Origin of the sequence: Microcoleus sp. LAD1_D5 (genome assembly GCF_036702115.1) — a bacterium.
Taxonomy (GTDB): domain Bacteria; phylum Cyanobacteriota; class Cyanobacteriia; order Cyanobacteriales; family Microcoleaceae; genus Microcoleus.
The window spans coordinates 19,927-39,177 of record NZ_JAUBSA010000007.1 but is presented as its reverse complement, the minus strand read 5'-3'; the positions used below and the strand labels follow the sequence as shown (position 1 = coordinate 39,177).

At 46.8% G+C, this 19,251-nt stretch carries 16 protein-coding genes; 7 read left to right on the top strand and 9 right to left on the bottom strand.

What is annotated here, in order from left to right; all coding sequences use genetic code 11:
- The first annotated feature begins 122 nt into the window (after positions 1 to 122).
- On the top strand, positions 123 to 977 hold the full coding sequence (purU, locus tag QUA70_RS05320) for a formyltetrahydrofolate deformylase (protein WP_333325773.1): 855 nt from the start codon (positions 123 to 125) through the stop codon (positions 975 to 977).
- Positions 978 to 1,264: 287 nt separating this feature from the next.
- Here purU and QUA70_RS05315 read toward each other — a convergent pair whose 3' ends face one another.
- On the bottom strand, positions 1,265 to 1,879 hold the full coding sequence (locus QUA70_RS05315) for a hypothetical protein (RefSeq protein WP_333325770.1): 615 nt from the start codon (positions 1,877 to 1,879) through the stop codon (positions 1,265 to 1,267).
- A gap of 144 nt (positions 1,880 to 2,023) precedes the next feature.
- Between QUA70_RS05315 and QUA70_RS05310 the strand changes: the two genes are divergently transcribed.
- Positions 2,024 to 3,049 (top strand): YihY/virulence factor BrkB family protein, encoded by a 1,026-nt coding sequence (locus QUA70_RS05310; protein WP_333325768.1) that lies wholly within the window; start codon positions 2,024 to 2,026, stop codon positions 3,047 to 3,049.
- A gap of 44 nt (positions 3,050 to 3,093) precedes the next feature.
- On the opposite strand, the gene QUA70_RS05305 is transcribed toward QUA70_RS05310, so the two are convergent.
- A complete protein-coding gene (locus QUA70_RS05305; protein ID WP_333325765.1) occupies positions 3,094 to 3,282 on the bottom strand; it encodes a hypothetical protein in 189 nt (62 codons plus the stop codon).
- On the opposite strand from QUA70_RS05305, the gene QUA70_RS05300 reads away from it, so the two are divergent.
- Positions 3,281 to 3,943, top strand: a complete 663-nt coding sequence (locus QUA70_RS05300; protein WP_333345474.1) for a hypothetical protein — start codon at positions 3,281 to 3,283, stop codon at positions 3,941 to 3,943. The genes QUA70_RS05305 and QUA70_RS05300 overlap by 2 nt on opposite strands.
- Before the next feature lie 148 nt (positions 3,944 to 4,091).
- Here the strand turns inward: QUA70_RS05300 and QUA70_RS05295 are convergent, their stop codons facing one another.
- Entirely contained in the window at positions 4,092 to 4,325 is a 234-nt protein-coding gene (locus QUA70_RS05295) for a hypothetical protein (protein ID WP_333410331.1), read from the bottom strand.
- 205 nt (positions 4,326 to 4,530) lie between these two features.
- Between QUA70_RS05295 and QUA70_RS05290 the strand changes: the two genes are divergently transcribed.
- A complete protein-coding gene (locus QUA70_RS05290) occupies positions 4,531 to 4,707 on the top strand; it encodes a ribbon-helix-helix domain-containing protein (protein ID WP_333345477.1) in 177 nt (58 codons plus the stop codon).
- Positions 4,708 to 4,760: 53 nt separating this feature from the next.
- Positions 4,761 to 4,937 carry a ribbon-helix-helix domain-containing protein gene (locus QUA70_RS05285; protein ID WP_096829277.1) on the top strand — a complete coding sequence of 59 codons (177 nt, stop codon included), beginning with the start codon at positions 4,761 to 4,763 and terminating at the stop codon, positions 4,935 to 4,937.
- A gap of 117 nt (positions 4,938 to 5,054) precedes the next feature.
- On the opposite strand, the gene clpB is transcribed toward QUA70_RS05285, so the two are convergent.
- Complete coding sequence (gene clpB, locus QUA70_RS05280) at positions 5,055 to 7,670, bottom strand: ATP-dependent chaperone ClpB (RefSeq protein WP_333345479.1); 2,616 nt, start codon at positions 7,668 to 7,670, stop codon at positions 5,055 to 5,057.
- A gap of 409 nt (positions 7,671 to 8,079) precedes the next feature.
- On the opposite strand from clpB, the gene QUA70_RS05275 reads away from it, so the two are divergent.
- On the top strand, positions 8,080 to 8,772 hold the full coding sequence (locus QUA70_RS05275; protein ID WP_333345481.1) for a DUF2259 domain-containing protein: 693 nt from the start codon (positions 8,080 to 8,082) through the stop codon (positions 8,770 to 8,772).
- A gap of 169 nt (positions 8,773 to 8,941) precedes the next feature.
- On the opposite strand, the gene QUA70_RS05270 is transcribed toward QUA70_RS05275, so the two are convergent.
- The 5 genes from QUA70_RS05270 to polA form a co-directional block, all read right to left on the bottom strand.
- A complete protein-coding gene (locus QUA70_RS05270) occupies positions 8,942 to 10,675 on the bottom strand; it encodes a calcium-binding protein (protein ID WP_333345483.1) in 1,734 nt (577 codons plus the stop codon).
- 365 nt (positions 10,676 to 11,040) lie between these two features.
- Positions 11,041 to 12,756, bottom strand: coding sequence for an ATP-binding protein (locus QUA70_RS05265; RefSeq protein WP_333325741.1), 1,716 nt, complete (start codon positions 12,754 to 12,756; stop codon positions 11,041 to 11,043).
- 259 nt (positions 12,757 to 13,015) lie between these two features.
- Complete coding sequence (locus QUA70_RS05260) at positions 13,016 to 13,537, bottom strand: hypothetical protein (protein WP_333345485.1); 522 nt, start codon at positions 13,535 to 13,537, stop codon at positions 13,016 to 13,018.
- 553 nt (positions 13,538 to 14,090) lie between these two features.
- On the bottom strand, positions 14,091 to 14,663 hold the full coding sequence (locus QUA70_RS05255) for a thermonuclease family protein (protein WP_333345486.1): 573 nt from the start codon (positions 14,661 to 14,663) through the stop codon (positions 14,091 to 14,093).
- An 11-nt stretch (positions 14,664 to 14,674) separates the two neighbouring features.
- Positions 14,675 to 17,704 (bottom strand): DNA polymerase I, encoded by a 3,030-nt coding sequence (gene polA / locus QUA70_RS05250; protein ID WP_333345488.1) that lies wholly within the window; start codon positions 17,702 to 17,704, stop codon positions 14,675 to 14,677.
- A gap of 200 nt (positions 17,705 to 17,904) precedes the next feature.
- On the opposite strand from polA, the gene QUA70_RS05245 reads away from it, so the two are divergent.
- Entirely contained in the window at positions 17,905 to 19,227 is a 1,323-nt protein-coding gene (locus tag QUA70_RS05245; RefSeq protein ID WP_333345490.1) for a J domain-containing protein, read from the top strand.
- The last annotated feature ends 24 nt before the right edge of the window (positions 19,228 to 19,251 follow it).

Sequence of the window (19,251 nt, the reverse complement as noted above, 5' to 3'; positions counted from 1 at the left end):
CCACTCTCAGTTAAAATCCATTTTGGGGTGGGCCGAAGAGCCCGCCCCTAAGCGTATCAATAAACCCCTGTGAGATCGCTTTTTTCTCGATCGACTCAGCGACACACTTTTGTCATTATATTATGACTAGCCCTACTGCAACCCTGTTAATTTCCTGTCCAGATCGCAAAGGACTCGTCGCGTTACTTGCTAATTTTATAGCGTCTCATAACGGCAATATTATCCACGCGGATCACCATACAGATTTTACCGCTGGATTATTTCTGAGCCGGCTAGAATGGCAATTAGATGATTTTGATTTAACCACCGAACAAATAACACCTGCTTTTAGTGAAATAGCCAATGACTTACAAGCCAATTGGCAATTGCATTTTTCCCAAAAAATTCGACGTATCGCGATCTGGGTCAGCCGTCAAGATCATTGTTTATTAGACTTGATTTGGCGACAGCGAGCGCAAGAAATCAGAGGTGAAATCCCCCTGATTATCAGCAACCATCAAAATTTAAAGCCCATTGCCGCACAATACGGTATCGACTTTGAGTATATTCCCATTACTAAAGACAATAAAGCTATTCAAGAAGCACAACAGTTAGAAATTATTAAGAAATATAAGATTGATTTAGTAGTTTTGGCTAAATATATGCAAATTTTGAGTCAAGACTTTATAATAAAATTTCCCAATGTGATTAATATTCACCATTCATTTTTACCCGCGTTTGTGGGTGCAAATCCCTACGAAAGGGCTTATGAAAGAGGGGTAAAAATTATCGGTGCAACAGCCCACTATGTTACACCCGATTTAGATGCGGGCCCGATTATCGAACAAGATGTTGTGCGCGTCAGTCACCGCGATGAAGTGTCTGATTTGGTTCGCAAAGGTAAAGATTTAGAAAGGGTTGTTTTAGCAAGGGCGGTGCGATATCATTTACAAAATCGTGTTTTAGTTTACGGCAATCGGACTGTGGTTTTTGCTTGAAAATTAGGCGTCATATTAAGTCCGGGTTTGTCACTTTTGTTGATCGACGATTTAAATCGCTCCCTACAAAAGGAAGTCCGCCTCCGCCGGCTGAAGAAAAGACGGATGATAAAAGCGGATTAGGTATGATTAATGACTACTGACTACTGACCGAAAGCATCCAGGATAAAAGCCCCCGGATTCATCTGTCCAGAAATAAAAAACCTGTATCCGATGAAACTTGCCCCCCGAATTTATCCGTGGGGTCAATGCTTCAATTCTTTAATCTAAAATCTAAAATCGATTGACTACTGATTAAAAGGTGGTAGCTGAAGTAACTGGTTTTTAGAAGGCGGAAGTTGAGCGGGATTGTGGCGGATTTCGATCGCAGTTTCTCCCGGATTTTGGGTGGTAACAGGTACTATCTCTAAGGAGTATGCTGTCTCTGTTTTTACAGGGGCAGGATTTTGTGATTTCGTGAGCAAGTCAACGGCATCTCCGAGGGCGCTAGTTAAATTTTTGCTAGTCTCGGCGTGACGGGCTTCTTCTTGTTTGAGGGCTTGAGTGAGTTGTTTAACTTGTTCGATCGCCCGATCGCGCTCTTCGAGAACTTCTGTTAACTTAGCTTTAAGTTCGCTAACTGTGTGCAGTTTTGCGACTTCCTGCTGGCGAGCAACCCCAGCATCATCGCCTTCGGGCGCAATGGGAGAGAAACTTTGTAATTGCTCTATTTGTGCTTCCAGAGAAGCGATGCTTTGCTCAGTTAATTTAGCATCATTCCGCCGCTGCTCTGCTTCAGTATTGTAGAGTTGGCGCCACTGAGCGGCACTTTCACCGGCCTCATCGCGATCGCGCGAAACTTCTGTTAACTGCTGTTGCAGCCGCTTGATTTCATCTAACCACTGTCTGACATCCTGAGCCATAATATTGATTTTAGATTTTAGATTTTAGATTTTAGATTGGGGAATTGGGAATTGGCAATTGGGAATTGGCAATTGCGAGTTGATAATGGCTTAATTAATTAACGACTTGTATTACCTCATCTTTCGCCCCGTTTCCTGTGCGCTATGAACATTTTTTACTGGTTGCGCTACCTGATTTTAGCTTTGTTTAAGGCGCTTTTAAGGCTGCTTCGAGCTCTCAAAAGGAAATTTGGTGGTTTTTGGCTGTTTTGTCGGTGTTTGACTTGGGGCACGCTCAAAGAAGTCGGCGCTAAGGCGGGACAGCAGCGCTTGCCGGGGCTGTCTGCGCAAATGGCCTACAATTCTATGCTGGCGCTGTTTCCGGGGTTGTTGGCTATCTTATCTGCGATCGCTCTCTTTGAACCTTTGCAGTCAACACTTTATCAACTCGCCGGCCTTTTGGGGGAGGTAATACCCGATAACGTTCGGAATTTGATTCGCGGCTTAATCAAAGAAATTCTGTTAACTCGCAATAGAGGGCTGTTTTCCGTGAGCTTTCTTGTGGCGATTTGGGTATTTTCTGGAGTAATGAGCGCGGCGATGGCTGCACTCGATCGCATCCATGAAATCCCGATCGATCGAACTCGACCATTTTGGAAAGCCAAACTTATTTCTCTGGCGCTGAGTATCGGCACAATTATACTATTGATTCTGGCATCGGGAGTAGTATTTGTCAGCGACTTAATTGTACAAGCTATTGCCCGCCAGAGTTGCCTGCTGGAGTCCGTCGCCACTTGCGATTTAAAAGATGTCCAAAATTGCTTGCTCCTCGCCAGCAATTGCCCTTTGGAGTCGCAACTGTTAGCTATTTGGCGTCTGTGGCGGTGGCCGATTTCTTTGGGAATTGTATCACTGGCTTTTGCCTTTGTTTACCGCTACGGGCCTAGCCGCCGTCAACCAGATATTCCTATTTTTTCGGGAGCTGTTTTTGCTGCTATTTTGTGGGCACTATTTTCAGCTTTATTTCGGTTTTATGTTTTGCATTTAAGCAATTACACTTGGACTTACGGGACGATCGGAACTTTTATTGTGTTGCTGCTGTGGCTCAATCTTTCTGCTTTGGTGATGCTGATAGGCGCTCAGTTAAATGTGACGGTGGGCAAGGCAATGAAACAATCACAATTAAAATAATTTGTTAATTTTTATTGGTTATTTGTTATTTGCCGGATGCTGGCTTACCTACGGAGTAAAGTGCTGAGGATGCCCGCAACAAAAGAAAGCAAAATCAGTATCCAAATGACACCACCGGGAATGAATGTCAAGAGACCAACACCTCTGAGAATCCAAACTAGGAGGGTGATGCCCAGGATAGCCCAAAAGATGCGGGTAGATAGTCGCATTTGAAATCTAGGAGAATTAGTCATGTTGAATGTTAAAGTTTTGTCTGGATCAATGATAGCTGTTTTATTGGCGATCGGCAGTTACCTCGCTTTAATTTCGACTCCCGGTTCCACTGTTGCGCCTGGGGCTACAAATGTCCTGGGAGAAGCGGCAAATGCTGCTCAAAAAACGCCTGCTGCAAGTTTAACAATTTCCGATCGCACAATTGGAGCGGCGAAGGTGGGGATGACTTTCGGAGGATTGAAAAAGGCTCTGGGTTCTACGGCGCAGTTTAAAGTTCAGTCTCCTTTTATGGTAGACTTTGATGCTGTGGCTGTCAGCCAGTCGGGAAAAGTGCAATATCGGATTATCTACGCTGCGGGTACAAAGCTAAAAGATACCGATGTCATTGAACTTTTGATGACTGAGAATTCTAATTATAAAACAGTTCAGGGCGTCGGGCCGGGAATGACTCTGAAACAAGCCGAGGCAATTTACGGTAAGGCTACTTTATCTTATAACGTCGATAATGAATCGAGAGAAGGGGTTGTATTTGCCAAGCAACCCACTAGAAACATTATGTTTGTTCCCAAGGCTGATGGAAAGCAGTTTGCGGGGGTTTATGGCGCTGGTCAAGGAGGATTTTATCAGACTAATAAGTATCACCCGAATGCTGTAATTAAGTCTGTGATGGTGCGGCAATAAGTTAGTTAAGAAAGATAACTCGGAAATCGCGTCTACACAAATAAAGTCCACTCCTAGCGGACTCAAGAAATCAAGGACGATCGCACTTACTAACAAAAAGTGCGATCGCCAATGTTTAGTTAACTGAAATCGCCCGGAAAATTACCATTTATAACGCGCTGCTGACGTAATTGGAAGGGCTGCCCAACGCCGATAAACGGTGACTGTCCACACTGCGATCGAACACAACCTCAAACTTGACGTGAGGTATAGTTTGTCCCAAAAACTGAAAATGCCCGTCTGCATCAGAACGACTGCGGAAGCGGGCAACAATAATCCATTGCTGAGTCGGTAACAGACGGGCGATCGCCCAACAACACAAGCGGTCTTTGTATGTCAACATAGAACTCGTCTCCATTGATATTTTTGGAGCCAGAGCCAGCCCGGAACCTTGGACAGTGAGGGGCTGGCTTCTGACGTTTTAAGGCCTGAGCCTTATATACACTAATAGCATAATTTGATGTTAATGGCATCAAATGACACAAAAAGATCTCAAAGGGTGTTGGAGTGTAAGATTGAAGACAATTGAAGTAAAACCATGCCGTCCAATGCCTTCACGTATGCGAGTCACAGTTACACTTCCAGAAGACGTTCATCAAGCCTTGTCCGAATGGGCCGAAGAGGAAGATAGAACGCTCGCAAACCTGCTTTCCCATGTGGCCGCTAAAGCAGTCAGAGAACGCCAAGAGCAGAAAAAAGATAAATCAGAAACCGATCGCCCTTAAGCGATGACCACGGCGTAAGATGGAGTTTGTTGAAATGTTTTGCAGTACAACGAATGGCTTCACGGGGACGAGTTACCGCATACTTGCCAGAAGAGATTCAAAAAGCTCTCGAAGAATGGGCAGAAGAAGACAGCAGATCCGTTAGCAGTTTGGCAACGTACCTGCTGACGAAATCTGTTCGAGAACGCCAAGAACAGAAAAAAGATAAATCAGAAAGCGATCGCCCTTAAGAACGATCGCCCGCAATCCCATCCGCGTCCATCCGCGTCCATCGGCCTACATCTGCGGTCAAAAAAAGAACCATCGCCTCAAAAAAATAAGGTGGGCCGCAGCCCACCTTACTCAAATTATTTCGCAGTCACCAACTGTGCCGGCAGCCGCTTAAACGCCAACCTTTCATTCTCGATATCCACAAAAATGGTATCGCCGTCAGCAAAATCTCCCCGCAAAATACCCTTCGCCATTTGCGTTTCCAACTCGCGTTGAATTCCCCGCTTCAATGGCCGCGCACCGTAAACCGGATCGTAACCAATTTCTGCTAAGAAATCGATCGCAGATTCCGACAATTTCAGAGACATTTTGCGATCGGCTAACCGTTTTTCCAACCGCTTCACTTGCAACAGCACAATCTGCCGCAGTTCCGCCTTACTCAAACCGTGGAAGATAATCATCTCATCAATCCGGTTCAAGAATTCCGGCCGGAAAGTTCCCCGCATCGCTTCCATCACCCGACTCCGCATTTGTTCGTTATCTCCCGCCACATCTAATATGTATTGAGAGCCGACATTCGACGTCATAATAATCACAGAATTCTTAAAGTCTACTGTGTGACCTTGAGCATCGGTAACGCGGCCGTCATCCAGAATTTGCAGCATGATGTTGAATACATCCGGGTGCGCTTTCTCGATTTCATCAAATAGAATCACTGAGTAAGGACGACGCCGCACAGCCTCAGTTAATTGTCCACCTTCATCGTAACCAACGTATCCCGGAGGCGCACCAATTAACCGCGAAACCGCGTGTTTTTCCATGTATTCCGACATATCAATTCGCACGATCGCTTCTTCCGTGTCGAACAGATAAGACGCTAATGCTTTCGCCAACTCAGTTTTCCCTACACCCGTGGGGCCGAGGAAGATAAAACTCGCAACCGGACGATTGGGATCGGCTAAACCTGCGCGCGATCGCTGAATTGCATCTGCAACCGCCGTCACCGCTTCATCCTGTCCAATTACCCGCTTGTGCAGTTCATCTTCCAAGTGCAGAAGTTTCTGCATTTCCGATTCAACCAACTTGCTGATCGGAATTCCCGTCCACTTGGAAATAATCTCCGCAATGTCACCTTCTGTAACTTCTTCCCGCAGCAAAGTTTTACCTGTGGTTTGAGTTGCTGAAAGTTGAGCTTCTGCTTCTTGCAGTTGTTTTTGCAATTCAGTTAACTTGCTATATTTCAACTCAGCAGCGCGGTTCAGGTCATATTTTAATTCAGCTTGTTGAATTTCAATATTTACCTTATCAATGTGTTCTTTAATCTTTTGAATGCTGCCGATGACACCTTTTTCCGATTGCCACTGGGCATTCAAACCGTTTTGCTGTTCCTTGAGGTTGGCTAAGTCTTTTTCCAGTCTTTCCAAGCGTTCGATCGAAGCTGTGTTACTTTCTTTTTGCAGCGACAATCTTTCCATTTCTAGCTGCAAAATCCTGCGGTCGATTTCGTCGAGTTCTTCCGGCTTGGAGGTAATCTCCATTTTGAGTTTAGCTGCTGCTTCGTCCACTAAGTCAATGGCTTTGTCTGGAAGGAAGCGATCGCTAATATATCGAGTAGACAAAGTAGCCGCCGCCACTAGGGCGCTGTCAGAAATTTTAACGCCGTGGTGAACTTCGTAGCGTTCTTTCAAACCCCGCAAAATAGAGACCGTATCTTCAACTGTCGGTTGGTCAACATAAACTTGTTGAAAACGGCGTTCTAAAGCAGCATCTTTTTCTAGATACTTGCGGTATTCGTCAAGAGTGGTAGCGCCGATACAGCGCAATTCTCCCCTCGCTAACATGGGTTTGAGCAAGTTGCCGGCATCCATCGATCCTTGAGTTGCGCCGGCCCCGACAACGGTGTGAATTTCATCGATAAATAAGATGACTTTGCCGTTGCTGTCCATCACTTCTTTGAGCACCGCTTTCAAGCGTTCTTCAAATTCTCCCCGGAATTTTGCCCCGGCAATTAATGCGCCCATATCTAAGCTAATTAATTGTCTGTCTTTGAGAGATTGCGGCACATCTCCGGTGATAATTCGCTGTGCGAGTCCTTCGGCGATCGCAGTTTTGCCAACTCCCGGTTCCCCAATTAGTACGGGGTTGTTTTTGGTGCGACGGCTTAAAATTTGAATCGTGCGGCGAATCTCGTCATCCCTTCCGATTACCGGATCGAGTTTGCCTTGACGCGCCGCTTCTGTCAAATCTCGGCCGTATTTTTCCAGCGCTTCGTATTTGCCTTCTGGATTTTGATCGGTCACTTTGTTCTTCCCCCGGACTTGGGTAATGATATCTTTGAGCTTGACTTCATCTAGTTTAAATTCTTGTAGTAGGTTTTTGCCAAAGCGATCGTCCTTAACGTACCCTAGTATCAAATGCTCGACGGAAATAAATTCATCGCCGTAGTCTTTGCGATAAGTGTCGGCGCGATCGAGCAAAGTGTCGAGAGAACGACCGAGATAAACGTTGCCGCCGCTTCCAGTGATTCGGGGCTGGCGGCTGATAAACTCGTCAGTGCGATCGCGCAATTTTGCTACAGAAACTCCCGCTTTGTTAAATAAGCTGCTAGCAAGTCCCGATTCTTGTTCCAGTAAAGCTTTCATCAAATGTTCGCTTTCTAGCTGCTGCTGCTGGGCTGCTTTGACAACTTCTGGGGTGCGCGCGAGGGCTTCCCAGGCTTTTTCTGTAAATTGGTTTGGATTATTCGGTTGCATAAATTTTAATTCCCTGAATTGAAAATGATGGCTGCTGTAGAGGCAATTGCTTTATTGCTCGTACAATTGTCATTGTAGGGAGTTGCGGAGGGGGGGCGGATCGGTGTTCCCCTATCTGTAGATAGGTATTTCCGTCCTGTGTAGCAGTCTCTCGCAAGGAAAAGCAAACTCTCGCCCCTAAAAGTTGGACTCTTGGATAGGAGCAACTCTCACATTAAAAATGCTTTCTAGTGCCACTGGAAAAAACGGCACATTCTTAAACAGTTTCCTGCTGCGGAAAATGGAGAAACACTCTGTAAATAGGAGAGAGGACTTGAGAAGCGTCACAGTCCTATAGCTAAACCCAAAGCGTTATGGTTTTACTCATCAATAACAGCCGCTATAACTCTCACACCTGCAAAATATAGCTATGAAAATTTTACCTTTAATTTCGTTAGGTATTATAGCAAGTGCCGCGATCGCACTTGCCCCTGAAGCTTTGGCAAATACCTGGCGTGCCGCACACCGGATGTCTGGTTTTTCCGCCGACAGCAATTACTACTTGTATCTAGAAAGTTCCAGAGATACAGGAGCGGGAATTCCCAAAGCAGAATTGCAAATTGTCCAAGTTGCTGCAAATTCCTGCATCAAAAATGGGTGTATCGAAACTAAATATGGCGAACCCGACTCCAATAAAAGCACTAAAATGGCAGAAGATGACTTGCTTAAAAAAAGTTGGAATAGCAGGCAAACTTTGAAGTTAACTCCTCCCAAAGCTGGAACTAAACTGAACATTATTTCTCGTACTCCCGGAGCCAATGGAAGCGAGACAATCGCCGTCAAAGTCAATACAGCAAAGCCTTTACAAATTCGCCTGGAACAGCGGCAAAAAAATGCTTCGGCTGGCAGAGAAAGCGCGGCAATGCGTCTTGTAATTAATCATAACGGTCGGCAGCGTATCCTCGGAACGCTGAACAATTTTCAAGATTGGGTGTTCTCTTATTCAATCCGAGAAGTTCGTTTGTCTCCGAACGGCCGCAATGTCGTTGTGCTGGTGGACAAGACAGAACGGACTTTTGAAGGAGTCTTGAAAACTACTTTTGTACAAAGCTTCGTTCTTTAGGCTTGCTATATTCCCAGGTTAAAACCTGGGAATTATCAAAACTTACGTAGAACCCCTATATAGCAATCCTAAATCATTTGTGAATTTCTTACTCCCTCCCCTTGGTAAGGGGAGGGCTGGGGTGGGGTAAAAATTTACGACTCCTGCAAGGAGTGCTATTTTACTATCTCTAGACCGAGATGAAATCTTCAGAACCAATGAGATTGGGAGCAACACCTATCAAAGAAGCTAAAACTTCACCGCTGCTGGCTATTGTAATTAATGTGCCGTCAGTTCCCGGCGCAATTGATAGCTGTCGGAAGCTCAAACCATTGATTAATTGCACGGTATCTTGAGACTTGGCGAAATTAACGATTGTATCAACTCCCAATCCGATACCTAAAACAAAAACATCGTTGCCCCCACCGCCGACTAGAATATCGTTGCCCCCACCGCCGTTGAGGGTGTCAAAACCTTTGCCACCATTCAGGATATCGCTGCCGTCGCCCCCGACTAGAATATCGTTGCCTCGCAAACCCATAAGTACGTCATTCCCTTCCACACCGTTGATGATGTCGTTGCCGCTGGTGCCAGTCAGGATGTCGTTGTCGGGACTGCCGTTGATGCTGTTATCAGGAGGGTTATTGCCTGGAGTGCTACCGGTGTCAGAAACAAAGACATCGAGGCGACTATTGAAAGTAAAGTTAGTATCCCCCGGTACGAGGTTACTGGCCTCAGATGAAAACGCTACTCTCTGCCCATCTGCAGAGATGGAGGACTCGAAGGACCCGTTGTTCCCCTGATTGCCTGCTGAGTCAACAGAGACGCGGGTGGTGGTATTCGTCAACAAGTCCCGCACGAAGATGTCGGCGTTATTGTTAGTATCCCCCGGCACGAGGTTCGAGGCACTAGAACCAAACGCCACAAACCGCCCGTCGGCTGAGATGGAGAGGTCAAAGGAGTAATCGTTCGCCTGATTGCCGGCTGAGTCAACTGAGACACGGGTGGTGGTATTGGCTAGCGTGTCGCGCACGAAGATGTCGGCGTTATTGTTAGTGTCCCCCGGCACGAGGTTTGTGGCACCAGACCAAAATGCCACAAATCGCCCGTCGGCTGAGATGGAGGGGCTAAAGGATCCGCCGGTTGAAAGGGAGGGGTCGTAGAACTCCTTCTTCGCTTGATTGCCTGCTGAGTCAACAGAGACGCGGGTAGTGGTATTCATCAACAAATCCCGCACGAAGATGTCGCCACTATTGTTAGTGTCCCCCGGTACGAGGTTTGTCGCCTCAGACCAAAATGCCACAAACCGCCCGTTGGCTGAGATGGAGGGATCGCCGGAATACTTGTTCGCCTGATTGCCTGCTGAGTCAATAGAGACGCGGGTGGTAGTATTCATCAACAAGTCTCGCATGAAGATGTGGCCGCTATTGTTAGTGTCCCCCGGCACGAGGTTTGTGGCATAAGAGAAAAATGCCACAAACCGCCCGTCGGCTGAGATGGAGGGATTGGCGGAACGGCTGTTCCCCTGATTACCTGCTGAGTCAACTGAGACGTGGGTGGTAGTATTCGTCAACAAGTCCCGCACGAAGATGTCGTTTGTATTGTTAGTGTCCCCCGGTACGAGGTTTGTGGCACCAGACTCAAACGCCACAAACCGCCCGTCGGCTGAGACGGAGGGGCTGAAGGAGTAATTGTTCGCCTGATTGCCTGCTGAGTCAACTGAGACACTGGTCGTGGTATTGGCTAGCGTGTCGTGCACAAAGACATCACTACTAGCGTTAGTGTCCCCCGGCACGAGGTTGGATGCTGGAGATCCAAACGCCACAAACCGCCCGTCGGACGAAATGGAAGGATCGGAGAATACCGATGGGCCTTGATTGGCCTGATTGCCTGCTGAGTCAACTGAGACGCGAGTAATATTCATAAGCCCTGATATTTCAATAGTCCGAACTGTTTTTATTTCGTAGTCTGAAACCCTCAATTTTCCGTTGGTAGCTCGATCGCCTTGGAGCCTTGAAACCCTTATTCTACGGCTGGTAATCAAAAACTGTCCGAAGTATTGATATTTAAGAGTACAACTTTGGAGATGGGTTTTGCGATCGCACGGCAATTGGGGCTATTTACACTTTATGCCCTAACAGCCTTGGCGGTTGCTATATCAATACATTTTAAAATTTCCCTCTTCCTTCCTCCCTCTTTCTTTTTCCTTGAATATCTGTCTCCTGACTATTGACGAATGATCAATAATTAATCCGTGTATCCGTGCCAAAATCCATATCTTGCCTGACTTCAGGCCTGCATCACAACCCGTTCCGGGAGACTGACAATAAAAGTTGAACCCTTACCGTCCTCGCTTTCGACGCTAATTTCGCCGCCGAGAATTTGACATAAACGCTGGCTAATTGTCAATCCCAAACCCGTCCCTCCGTATTTGCGGGTAGTCGAAGCATCAGCTTGAGTAAAAGGTTTAAATATCTGCTCTAATTGCTCGTCCGTCATGCCGATGCCGGTGTCGCTGACTCGAAACATTAAAACTTGAGAAGTGTAGTTTGAACCCGACTGAAAATCATTATTTTTATTTTGTTTCGCCGATCTAGATTTTTCAATTTTAATTCTTTCCACGCCGATAGTAATGACGCCTTTTTCGGTAAATTTGGCAGCATTGCTGAGCAAATTTAGGAGAATTTGTCGCACTTTCGGTTGGTCGGCGTACATTGTGCCGAGTTCACCTTTTGTTTTCAGTGCTAAAGCATTGCCTTTTTTTTCTACTAGCGGTTGAGCTGTAGTCATCACTTCTTCAATCATGGTTGCCACGTCGAAGTTTTCCAAATAAAGCGTGACGTGACCGGCTTCTATTTTGGAAATATCGAGGATGTCGCTAATCATATCCAGCAGGTGTTTGCCTGCGGTTTGAATTTTTTCTAAGTCCGGGAGAAAGTCTTCTGAACCGGAATCTTGAGCATCTTCTTGCAGCATTTCGCTGTAGTTAATGATGGCGTTGAGGGGGGTGCGTAGTTCGTGGCTCATGTTGGCCAGAAATGCACTTTTCGAGCGGTTGGCAGCTTCGGCGGCTACTTTTGCTTCGTGCAATTCTTCTGTGTATTCCGCTACTCTTTGGATTAGTTCGTTGAGGGAAATTGCTAGCATTCCCACTTCGTCGGAAGTAGTGACAGGTACTTGCAAATCAAAGTTCGATTCTTCTGTGACTCGCTGAGCGATGAGGGTGGTGGCTTCTAAGGAGCGGGCGATCGCCCCGCTGGTGTATGCTGCTAGAATTGCTGCGCTCGCGGCTGATATTAAGAGAGAGCAAATGAGAATTAGAGTTCCGAGTTTTTCTGCTTTGTCGTAGGTACTCAATGCCTCGTCTGCTTTCTCGCCAAAGCTGCCGGCCAGTTTGGCTGAATCCTGCGAAAACTGTTCGAGTTTCAAAGCGGTTTTGCCAGCGACAAAATTGTTCAAGTTCCGCTGGAAAGCCTGCTGCTGCTGCGGATTTAAACCAGATAATTTCGCAGTCGCCAACAATTTTTGTACTTCTTGAAAGTATGATTCTACTGTTTTGCCGTTGGCTTGAACGAACTGTTGAAGCAGTTCGTAGTCTTTGGCCACCTCGGGATTCTTCGTCGGTGGAAAGGTTTGCAGTTGTTCGAGGATGCCGCTCATCTGAGCAACGCGAGTCAGGAATTCCGAGCGTTCGCGATCGAAAATTTGCGGTTTTGCCGTCAGACTCGCCAGCTTTTGCTGGTGAATTCTGACTTCCTGTACCGTACTATTGAGGTTGGTCAGGATTTCCCCTTTATCTCGGTCGATCGCCAGTTTTTCCCGAACCTGCTGTTTGTAATAAAATTCTACTCCCCGTCCCGCCACAGCACCCAAAACGGCAATACCAATGACCAAGGCGTATCCGCAGCCGATTTTCTGCCTGATACCCAAGCGACTGAACAGATTTCTCCAATCTGTTTGAGGAGGGTGATGGGGTTGATTTTTCGAGGCTAAGGTTGAAGACATGGGCAATATACTCGTTACCCTGAGAGGCATTATCTATATTCTAATTGATGCCTGCGTAAGGGTAAATAGAGTTTTTCATCCCCAACCCAATTTCGGCACTTTCGGGTCTGTGCAAGGTTCCACTGCTTTCTCTGCTTGACAGTTGGGTGAAGTTGTGAATAACTAATTAAAATTTACGAGTTATAAGTTGCAAGTCATGAGTTAGATTTGTTATTCACAACTTAACTCTACTCACAACTCACAACTTGTAAGTTCTCCTCTACTGGCAAAGTCGAAATTGTGCTATCTCCGCAGGAATTCTTGAAGCATTAGGTACGTTTGCAGAGGCAGGAACGAAGATTCCCAGGCCGTAACTGCAACCCTCTGCCGTCGTGCATTCGCCCGGTTTAGCAGTGATTTGATATTGACCTTGGGATGGGGGAGTAAAAGAGATTGACGCCAGTTCGCCTGTTTTTTGACTCACAGCGATTTCCTGACCGCTTTCATCCTTGAGAGATAAATTTAAATCCTGACAATTTCCGTCGCAAGTGGCAACAAAAACATACTCCACATTAGGATGCAGCGTGGCTCTAAAAGGAGATGAAACTTGCTTGCGAACTTGGCCCAGCAACGGCACAAATACTAATTTTTGACCGTTGCCTTTCTGCTGGTCAACTTCTGTTTTCAAGCGACAAATAACCGTTTTTTGGTTGTCGGTTAGTTCTTGAGCAATCGCATTTCCTACAATTGCAGTACCGAGGAGCAGGGCAAGGCCGGAAATAACCAGATGTTTGAAATTCATTGATGTCCCTTAAAGTTAATTTTGGGTGATTGCAATAGACCGCTTTTGTCAGCAGTCTATTGGTTTATCTGGAGCCTATCACATTTGTTGACTTTTCCTCAAAAACAGGTCGGAGAAAAGTGCGATCGAACTCATGTCTGGTTTTAGATGAATCTGGCGTCAGCTATCGCCGAAACTCCACAGATTGCAGACCGTAGGAGCAGAACCTCGTCCTGATTGTATTGTACTAAATTAGGGCGATCGGCATCGGGCTCTAGAAACCCGGTTTCTGGGCGGATGCCTCGCAGCTCAACCTAAGATTTATAGTAGAGACCGGGTTTAACAAGACCTGAATGAGTCCAAGACTGTAAATGTCGGATACAGGTTCCCAGATTCCAGGCCAACAATATAATACCAATTTAAAAAAATCTTGCGACAATCATCAATCTTATACCAATTCTTAAAAGTCGTAGCTCCCCGTCAGGACAAGGCAATGCCATGTCCCTCCTCAAAATCCATCCGTTAAATCCATTAAATCCGTTCTACAATCCCTTGCCTAACTTCCTTCTTCCCATCATTTATCACTCTTCCGAAAGTTCCACGCGGGAACAAACTTAGAATCTCCCCAAACGCCGCGGCGATTTTTCTTAGCTTCGGCTTCTGCTTGTTCCAGAATACTTGCACTCGGACAATTTTTCAAGTAAGGACGGTAAACCATTGCTAATCCTTCGCGGGTCAAAACTTCTTGGGCAAATGTGCCGTTTGGCAAGCGGACTTCGCTAACTTTTCGACCGTAACGGTCAGTATCTGTGACGGTCAAAACAACGCGACCGCCCCCTTGTTTGACTAGCTGCTGTATTCTTTGGTGCGCTAGATTTCCCCACTTAAATTGATTTTTTTGTGCTGATGCTTTGCTATTTTTCTCAGCATTTGTGTGCGCGACTTCCGGTGCATCTACACAGGCAAAACGCACTTTTATATCTTTCCCGGCGCTATCGCTAGCTACAAGGGTGTCGCCGTCGCTGACTCGCTTGACAGCATAGTTGTTGGGCGCTAACTTTTGTGGACACCCGAATAGTAGCAATAGCAGAGCAACTGCACTTAAGGTTTTTATTTTTGGGAAAAGGGCGATTTTAGTTGGGTTCATAGTTCTCTGTTTTATTTAGTTTCCATCCAATTTTGCCCAGCGTGGATGTCAACTGTTAAGGGTACGCTAAGTGGCAGAGCATTTTCCATCGCCATTCTAATTTTCGGCTGCAATTCTTCCCATTCATCGGGAGGTACTTCAAATATTAATTCGTCGTGAACTTGCAGCAGCAGCCGCGCCTGATAGTTTTGCAAAATTTTGTGTACTTCAATCATGGCAAGTTTAATGATATCAGCACTGGAACCTTGAATGGGAGCGTTGGCTGCGGCCCGCAAAGATTGGGCGTCATCTCTGCTGACAGATTTAAGTCTATCGGAATGAATGTCTTGGGGATTGCGGCCTTTTAAGTCGAGGAGGCTTTCGCTCTCGAATTTTAAATAGCGGCGGCGGCCGAGTATTGTGGTAACGTATCCGAGGGCGATCGCCTCTTTTTTTACTTTATCCAAAAATTCAAAAATTTTCCGGTAGCGATCGTTAAATTTTGCAATAAACTCTTTGCCGTCTGCTGAAGTTTTGCCCATCGAACGACCAAACTTAATCGCCCCCATACCATAAATTACCCCAAAATTAATCGTTTTGCCAAACCGTCTTTCGTCCGGCGTTACTTCCTCTTTTTCAAACAAAAGTTGAGCTGTTACGGTATGCACATCTCGGTTATTTTGATAAGCTTCAATTAACACAGGTTCTTGACTCAAGTGAGCCAAAATTCGCAGTTCTATTTGAGAATAGTCAGCCGACACCATCAGCCAACCTGCTTCTGGTAAAAAAGCCTTGCGAATTTGCCGCGAAAACTCGGTGCGGATGGGAATATTTTGTAAATTTGGATTGGAAGAAGAAAGCCTTCCCGTCCCCGTTGCAGTTTGGTTGAAATCTGTATGCACTCGCCCGGTATCCGCACGCACTAACTGCGGCAAAGCATCGACATAAGTTGATTTCAACTTGGATAATGTTCGGTGCTCTAATAAATCGTCTACAATCGGGTGATCCCCTTGCAATTTATCCAATACAGCGGCGTCTGTAGAGTATCCTGTCTTAGTTTTGCGAGACTTTTTCTGAAACTGATCCGGGATTTTTTCTAACAAGATTTCGCTCAGTTGTTTTGGGGAACCTAAATTAAACTTTCTCCCCGCTGCTTGATAAGTTTTTTCTTCTATTTCTTTTAAGCTCTTTTCTAGCTGTTGCGATAGTTCTTGCAGGTAAGCTGAATCAATGCGAATTCCGCAGTATTCCATTTCTGCTAAAACTGGTTCTAGGGGCTGTTCTACTTCCAGCAGCAACTTGTGCAAAGACTTATCGGCAAAGTTATGTTTATCAGCTTCATCCAATTCTCGTCTCAGTTTACCTACTAACTGAAATGTGGTGTGAACATCCATGCCACAGTAGTCGGCTACCGCCGGAATACTGATGTCAGCAATTGTTTTGTTTTTGGGTACTAATTCGCTGTAAGTTTTGGCAACAATTTTTAAGTAGTGCCTTGACAATTCGCTGAGACTGTGGCTGGTTTCGGGATTGAGTACGTAACTGGCTAGCATGGTGTCGAAGACGACTCCTGCTAGTTTGATTCCCTGACAGCGCAGGATCGATCGATCGAACTTAGCATTTTGCAGCGCTTTCGGATAATTCTCGCTTTCCAAAATCGGACGCAAAGCATTTAAAACTGTGGCTTTGTCCAAGTTTTTGCCCGTTTTGTGTCCCGTGGGAATGTAAGCGAGATCCTCTTCACCGATGCCCCAACAGCAGCCAATTCCGACTAATTCGGCGTCTCGCGCTTCGATGGCTGTGGTTTCGGTATCCCACGCCACGGGTGAGGCTTTGTCGGTGAAGGTTTGCAGCAGTTCGACTAATTCGTTTAACTGTTCGGTTGTTTGAATTATTCGGGGTTTAATGGGTAATTTGTTTGCTTGCTGGGCGGCTTTCGTTTCAGCAGGACTAAAAAACCACAAGTCGTCGTCTTCTGAACTTTCAGAAGTTGCAGGTGACTTCTCTATTGTGGGGAGTAGGGGTTGGGCATCGGGTTCGCCCTTTTCTACTGTGTCTCCTACACTCTTTTCTCTGGTTTCTTCTACGCCCTTGTCTACGGTTTGTTCTACACCGCCGAACCGTTTTTGAATTTGTTTTACTTTCCCTAAAAATGTCTTAAATTCCAATTTTTCCAGCATCGGAATCAAGGCGGATTCATCAAAACCTTTGAGCTGGCAATTTTCTAAGTCTACTTCCAAGGGCACGTCTTGGACAATTGTCGCCATGCGTTGAGAATGATAAGCAGCTTCTTTGCCTTCTTCTAGCTTTTTCTTAGTTGCTCCTTTAATCTCATCTATAGCAGCATAAATTCCCTCAAGGGAATTGTAAGCTTCCAGCAATTGCAGGGCGGTTTTGTCGCCGATGCCTTTGACTCCGGGGATGTTGTCGGATTTGTCGCCGCACAAAGCTTTGTAATCTATTACTTGTTCTGGCAAAATGCCGAGTTTTTCTTTGACTGCTTCCGGGCCGTATTCTTGGGATTTGCCTTTGCCCGATCGCCTGAGTTCATCGGTACTCAAATATAATACGCTGATTTGTTTGTCGGTTTCTACTAATTGAAACAAATCTCGATCGCCCGTGAGGATTTTGACCTGATAACCGGCCGCGCTGGCTTTGTTTGCCAAAGTTCCCAAAACATCGTCCGCCTCGTAGCCGGGAGCAGTTATTGCAGGTAAATTCAAATAGGTGAGGAGTTCTTGCAGGTTTTTGATATCCGGCTTAAAATCTTCGGGTGTTTCGGCACGACCGGCTTTGTAGGTGTCGTCTGCTTCGTGGCGAAATGTGGGTGTGGCGAGGTCAAAGGCGATCGCCATGTACTGGGGGTCATGGGCCGCCATTACTTCCAGCAGCGACTTGAGAAAGCCAAAACAGACGCTGGTGGGAATGCCTGTTGTAGTTCGCAAGCCTCCGTCTCGACTTTTGGCAAAGGCGAAGTAGGATCGAAAGGCCAGGGAGTGACCGTCAACTAAGATGAAGATGGGAGCTTGATTTGCCGACACAGACACAGTTACCGATCGCACGAAAGGATTTTCTCATTGTACTCAGTTGTCCGCCTGCATTGATCGACCGGAAGGATGGCCCGCAGACTTGAGGACGCTTGACACTTGATCGGATCTCGGCTTACTGTGCAGCTTGGCTGAGAATAGTAGAAGATGTTAAGTACGATTCCCTACGGGATAGCTTCGCTTCACGCGAATTTACAAACACCTGCCCGAAGCCTATGGCTGACATTAATCGATGCTACGAAATCCTCGAAATTGAGCCGGGAACTTCCTTAGAAGAAATTAAGCGCGCTTACAGGGATTTAGCGTTTGTGTGGCATCCCGATCGGTTTGCCAACAACGACCGCCTGCAACAAAAAGCTCAACAACGATTAACAGAAATTAATCAAGCTTACCAGCAGTTGCTGTCGTTTCTGAGTCAGCCTGAATCGAGGTCGATCGAACAACAGTTTCAGCAGCCACCGCCCCCCGCGCCGGAAAAGCCGCTGAGAAGGCCTTCTCGAAAATCTGCCGCTAGGCCTGGTTCCCAGCGCAGTCAAACCCGCCCAAAAGCCACCTCCAAAAAATTTCTCACTCAAAAAAACTCTTCAAGCAAAAAACGATTTACCACTCACAATCGTCAAGCGTGGCGGGGCAGAAAGCAACCTGGGCGAAGCGTGGCGAGGCAAGCACTGCGATCTCAACACTATCCAAAGCTTATCTCGAAAAAGAAAAAAGAATTTTCAACTCAATACTCAAAACCACGAAGCGCGCCGAGGGAAGTGCGGCCCTCTCAACACTATTCAAGCTTCCCTTGGTGGCCGCTGGCAATCGCCGTGGCGAGTTACGCCTTGACCGGTTGGATTTTGACTGTATCAGCCGCCCCGCTGTGGATGTGGGTTTTAATCTGCGGTGCAGATTGGCTGTGGGCCGCGATGTTGCTGGCGGAGGGTTCAGCAATGCCTAGAGTGTGGCTGGCGGCGTTAGTTTTGGCTGGGGCGGTGGGGGGGTCGATCGCCGGTTTTCAGGCGGGAGGAATGGTCACAGGGGCTGCTTGGGGCGCTGTTGGGGCTGGTTTGGGGGCGATCGCCAGTTCCGAGGCCCAGTATCGGGCCGTGGCTGCTGTGTTGGCTGTAGGGGGAGTGGTGACAGTGGTGGGATTGATGGCTGGAACGGGTTCTGGGAATTGGGTTAAGGCGCTGGTGGCGGCCGTGTGTTGGGCGATTGTCGGCTTGACGTGCGGGTTGGCGACGGAAGTAGGTGTGCATTCTCGCGGCCCCGTCGGGCTCTCTGGTGCGATCGGGCTGGGGATTGGGGCGTGGGCGGGGGCTTTGGCTGGGGCGAGTTTGGAGGCGATCGTCCAAGCCTTAGCTATCGCCGGGTCTAAGAGTGTTTATGGGGCTTGGGCTGCGATCGGGATTATTGCTGGAGTTGTGGCGCGCATGGTAACCGCAGAAAGGTTGATCCACATTACCAGCGGGCTTTACACGTTTACCCTGTTGGTGGTTACTTCCGGTTTCGGGCTGTGGCTGGGAAGTTGGTTGGGCGATCGTATCTTTTAAATTAGTCAGTGGGCAGTGGGCAGT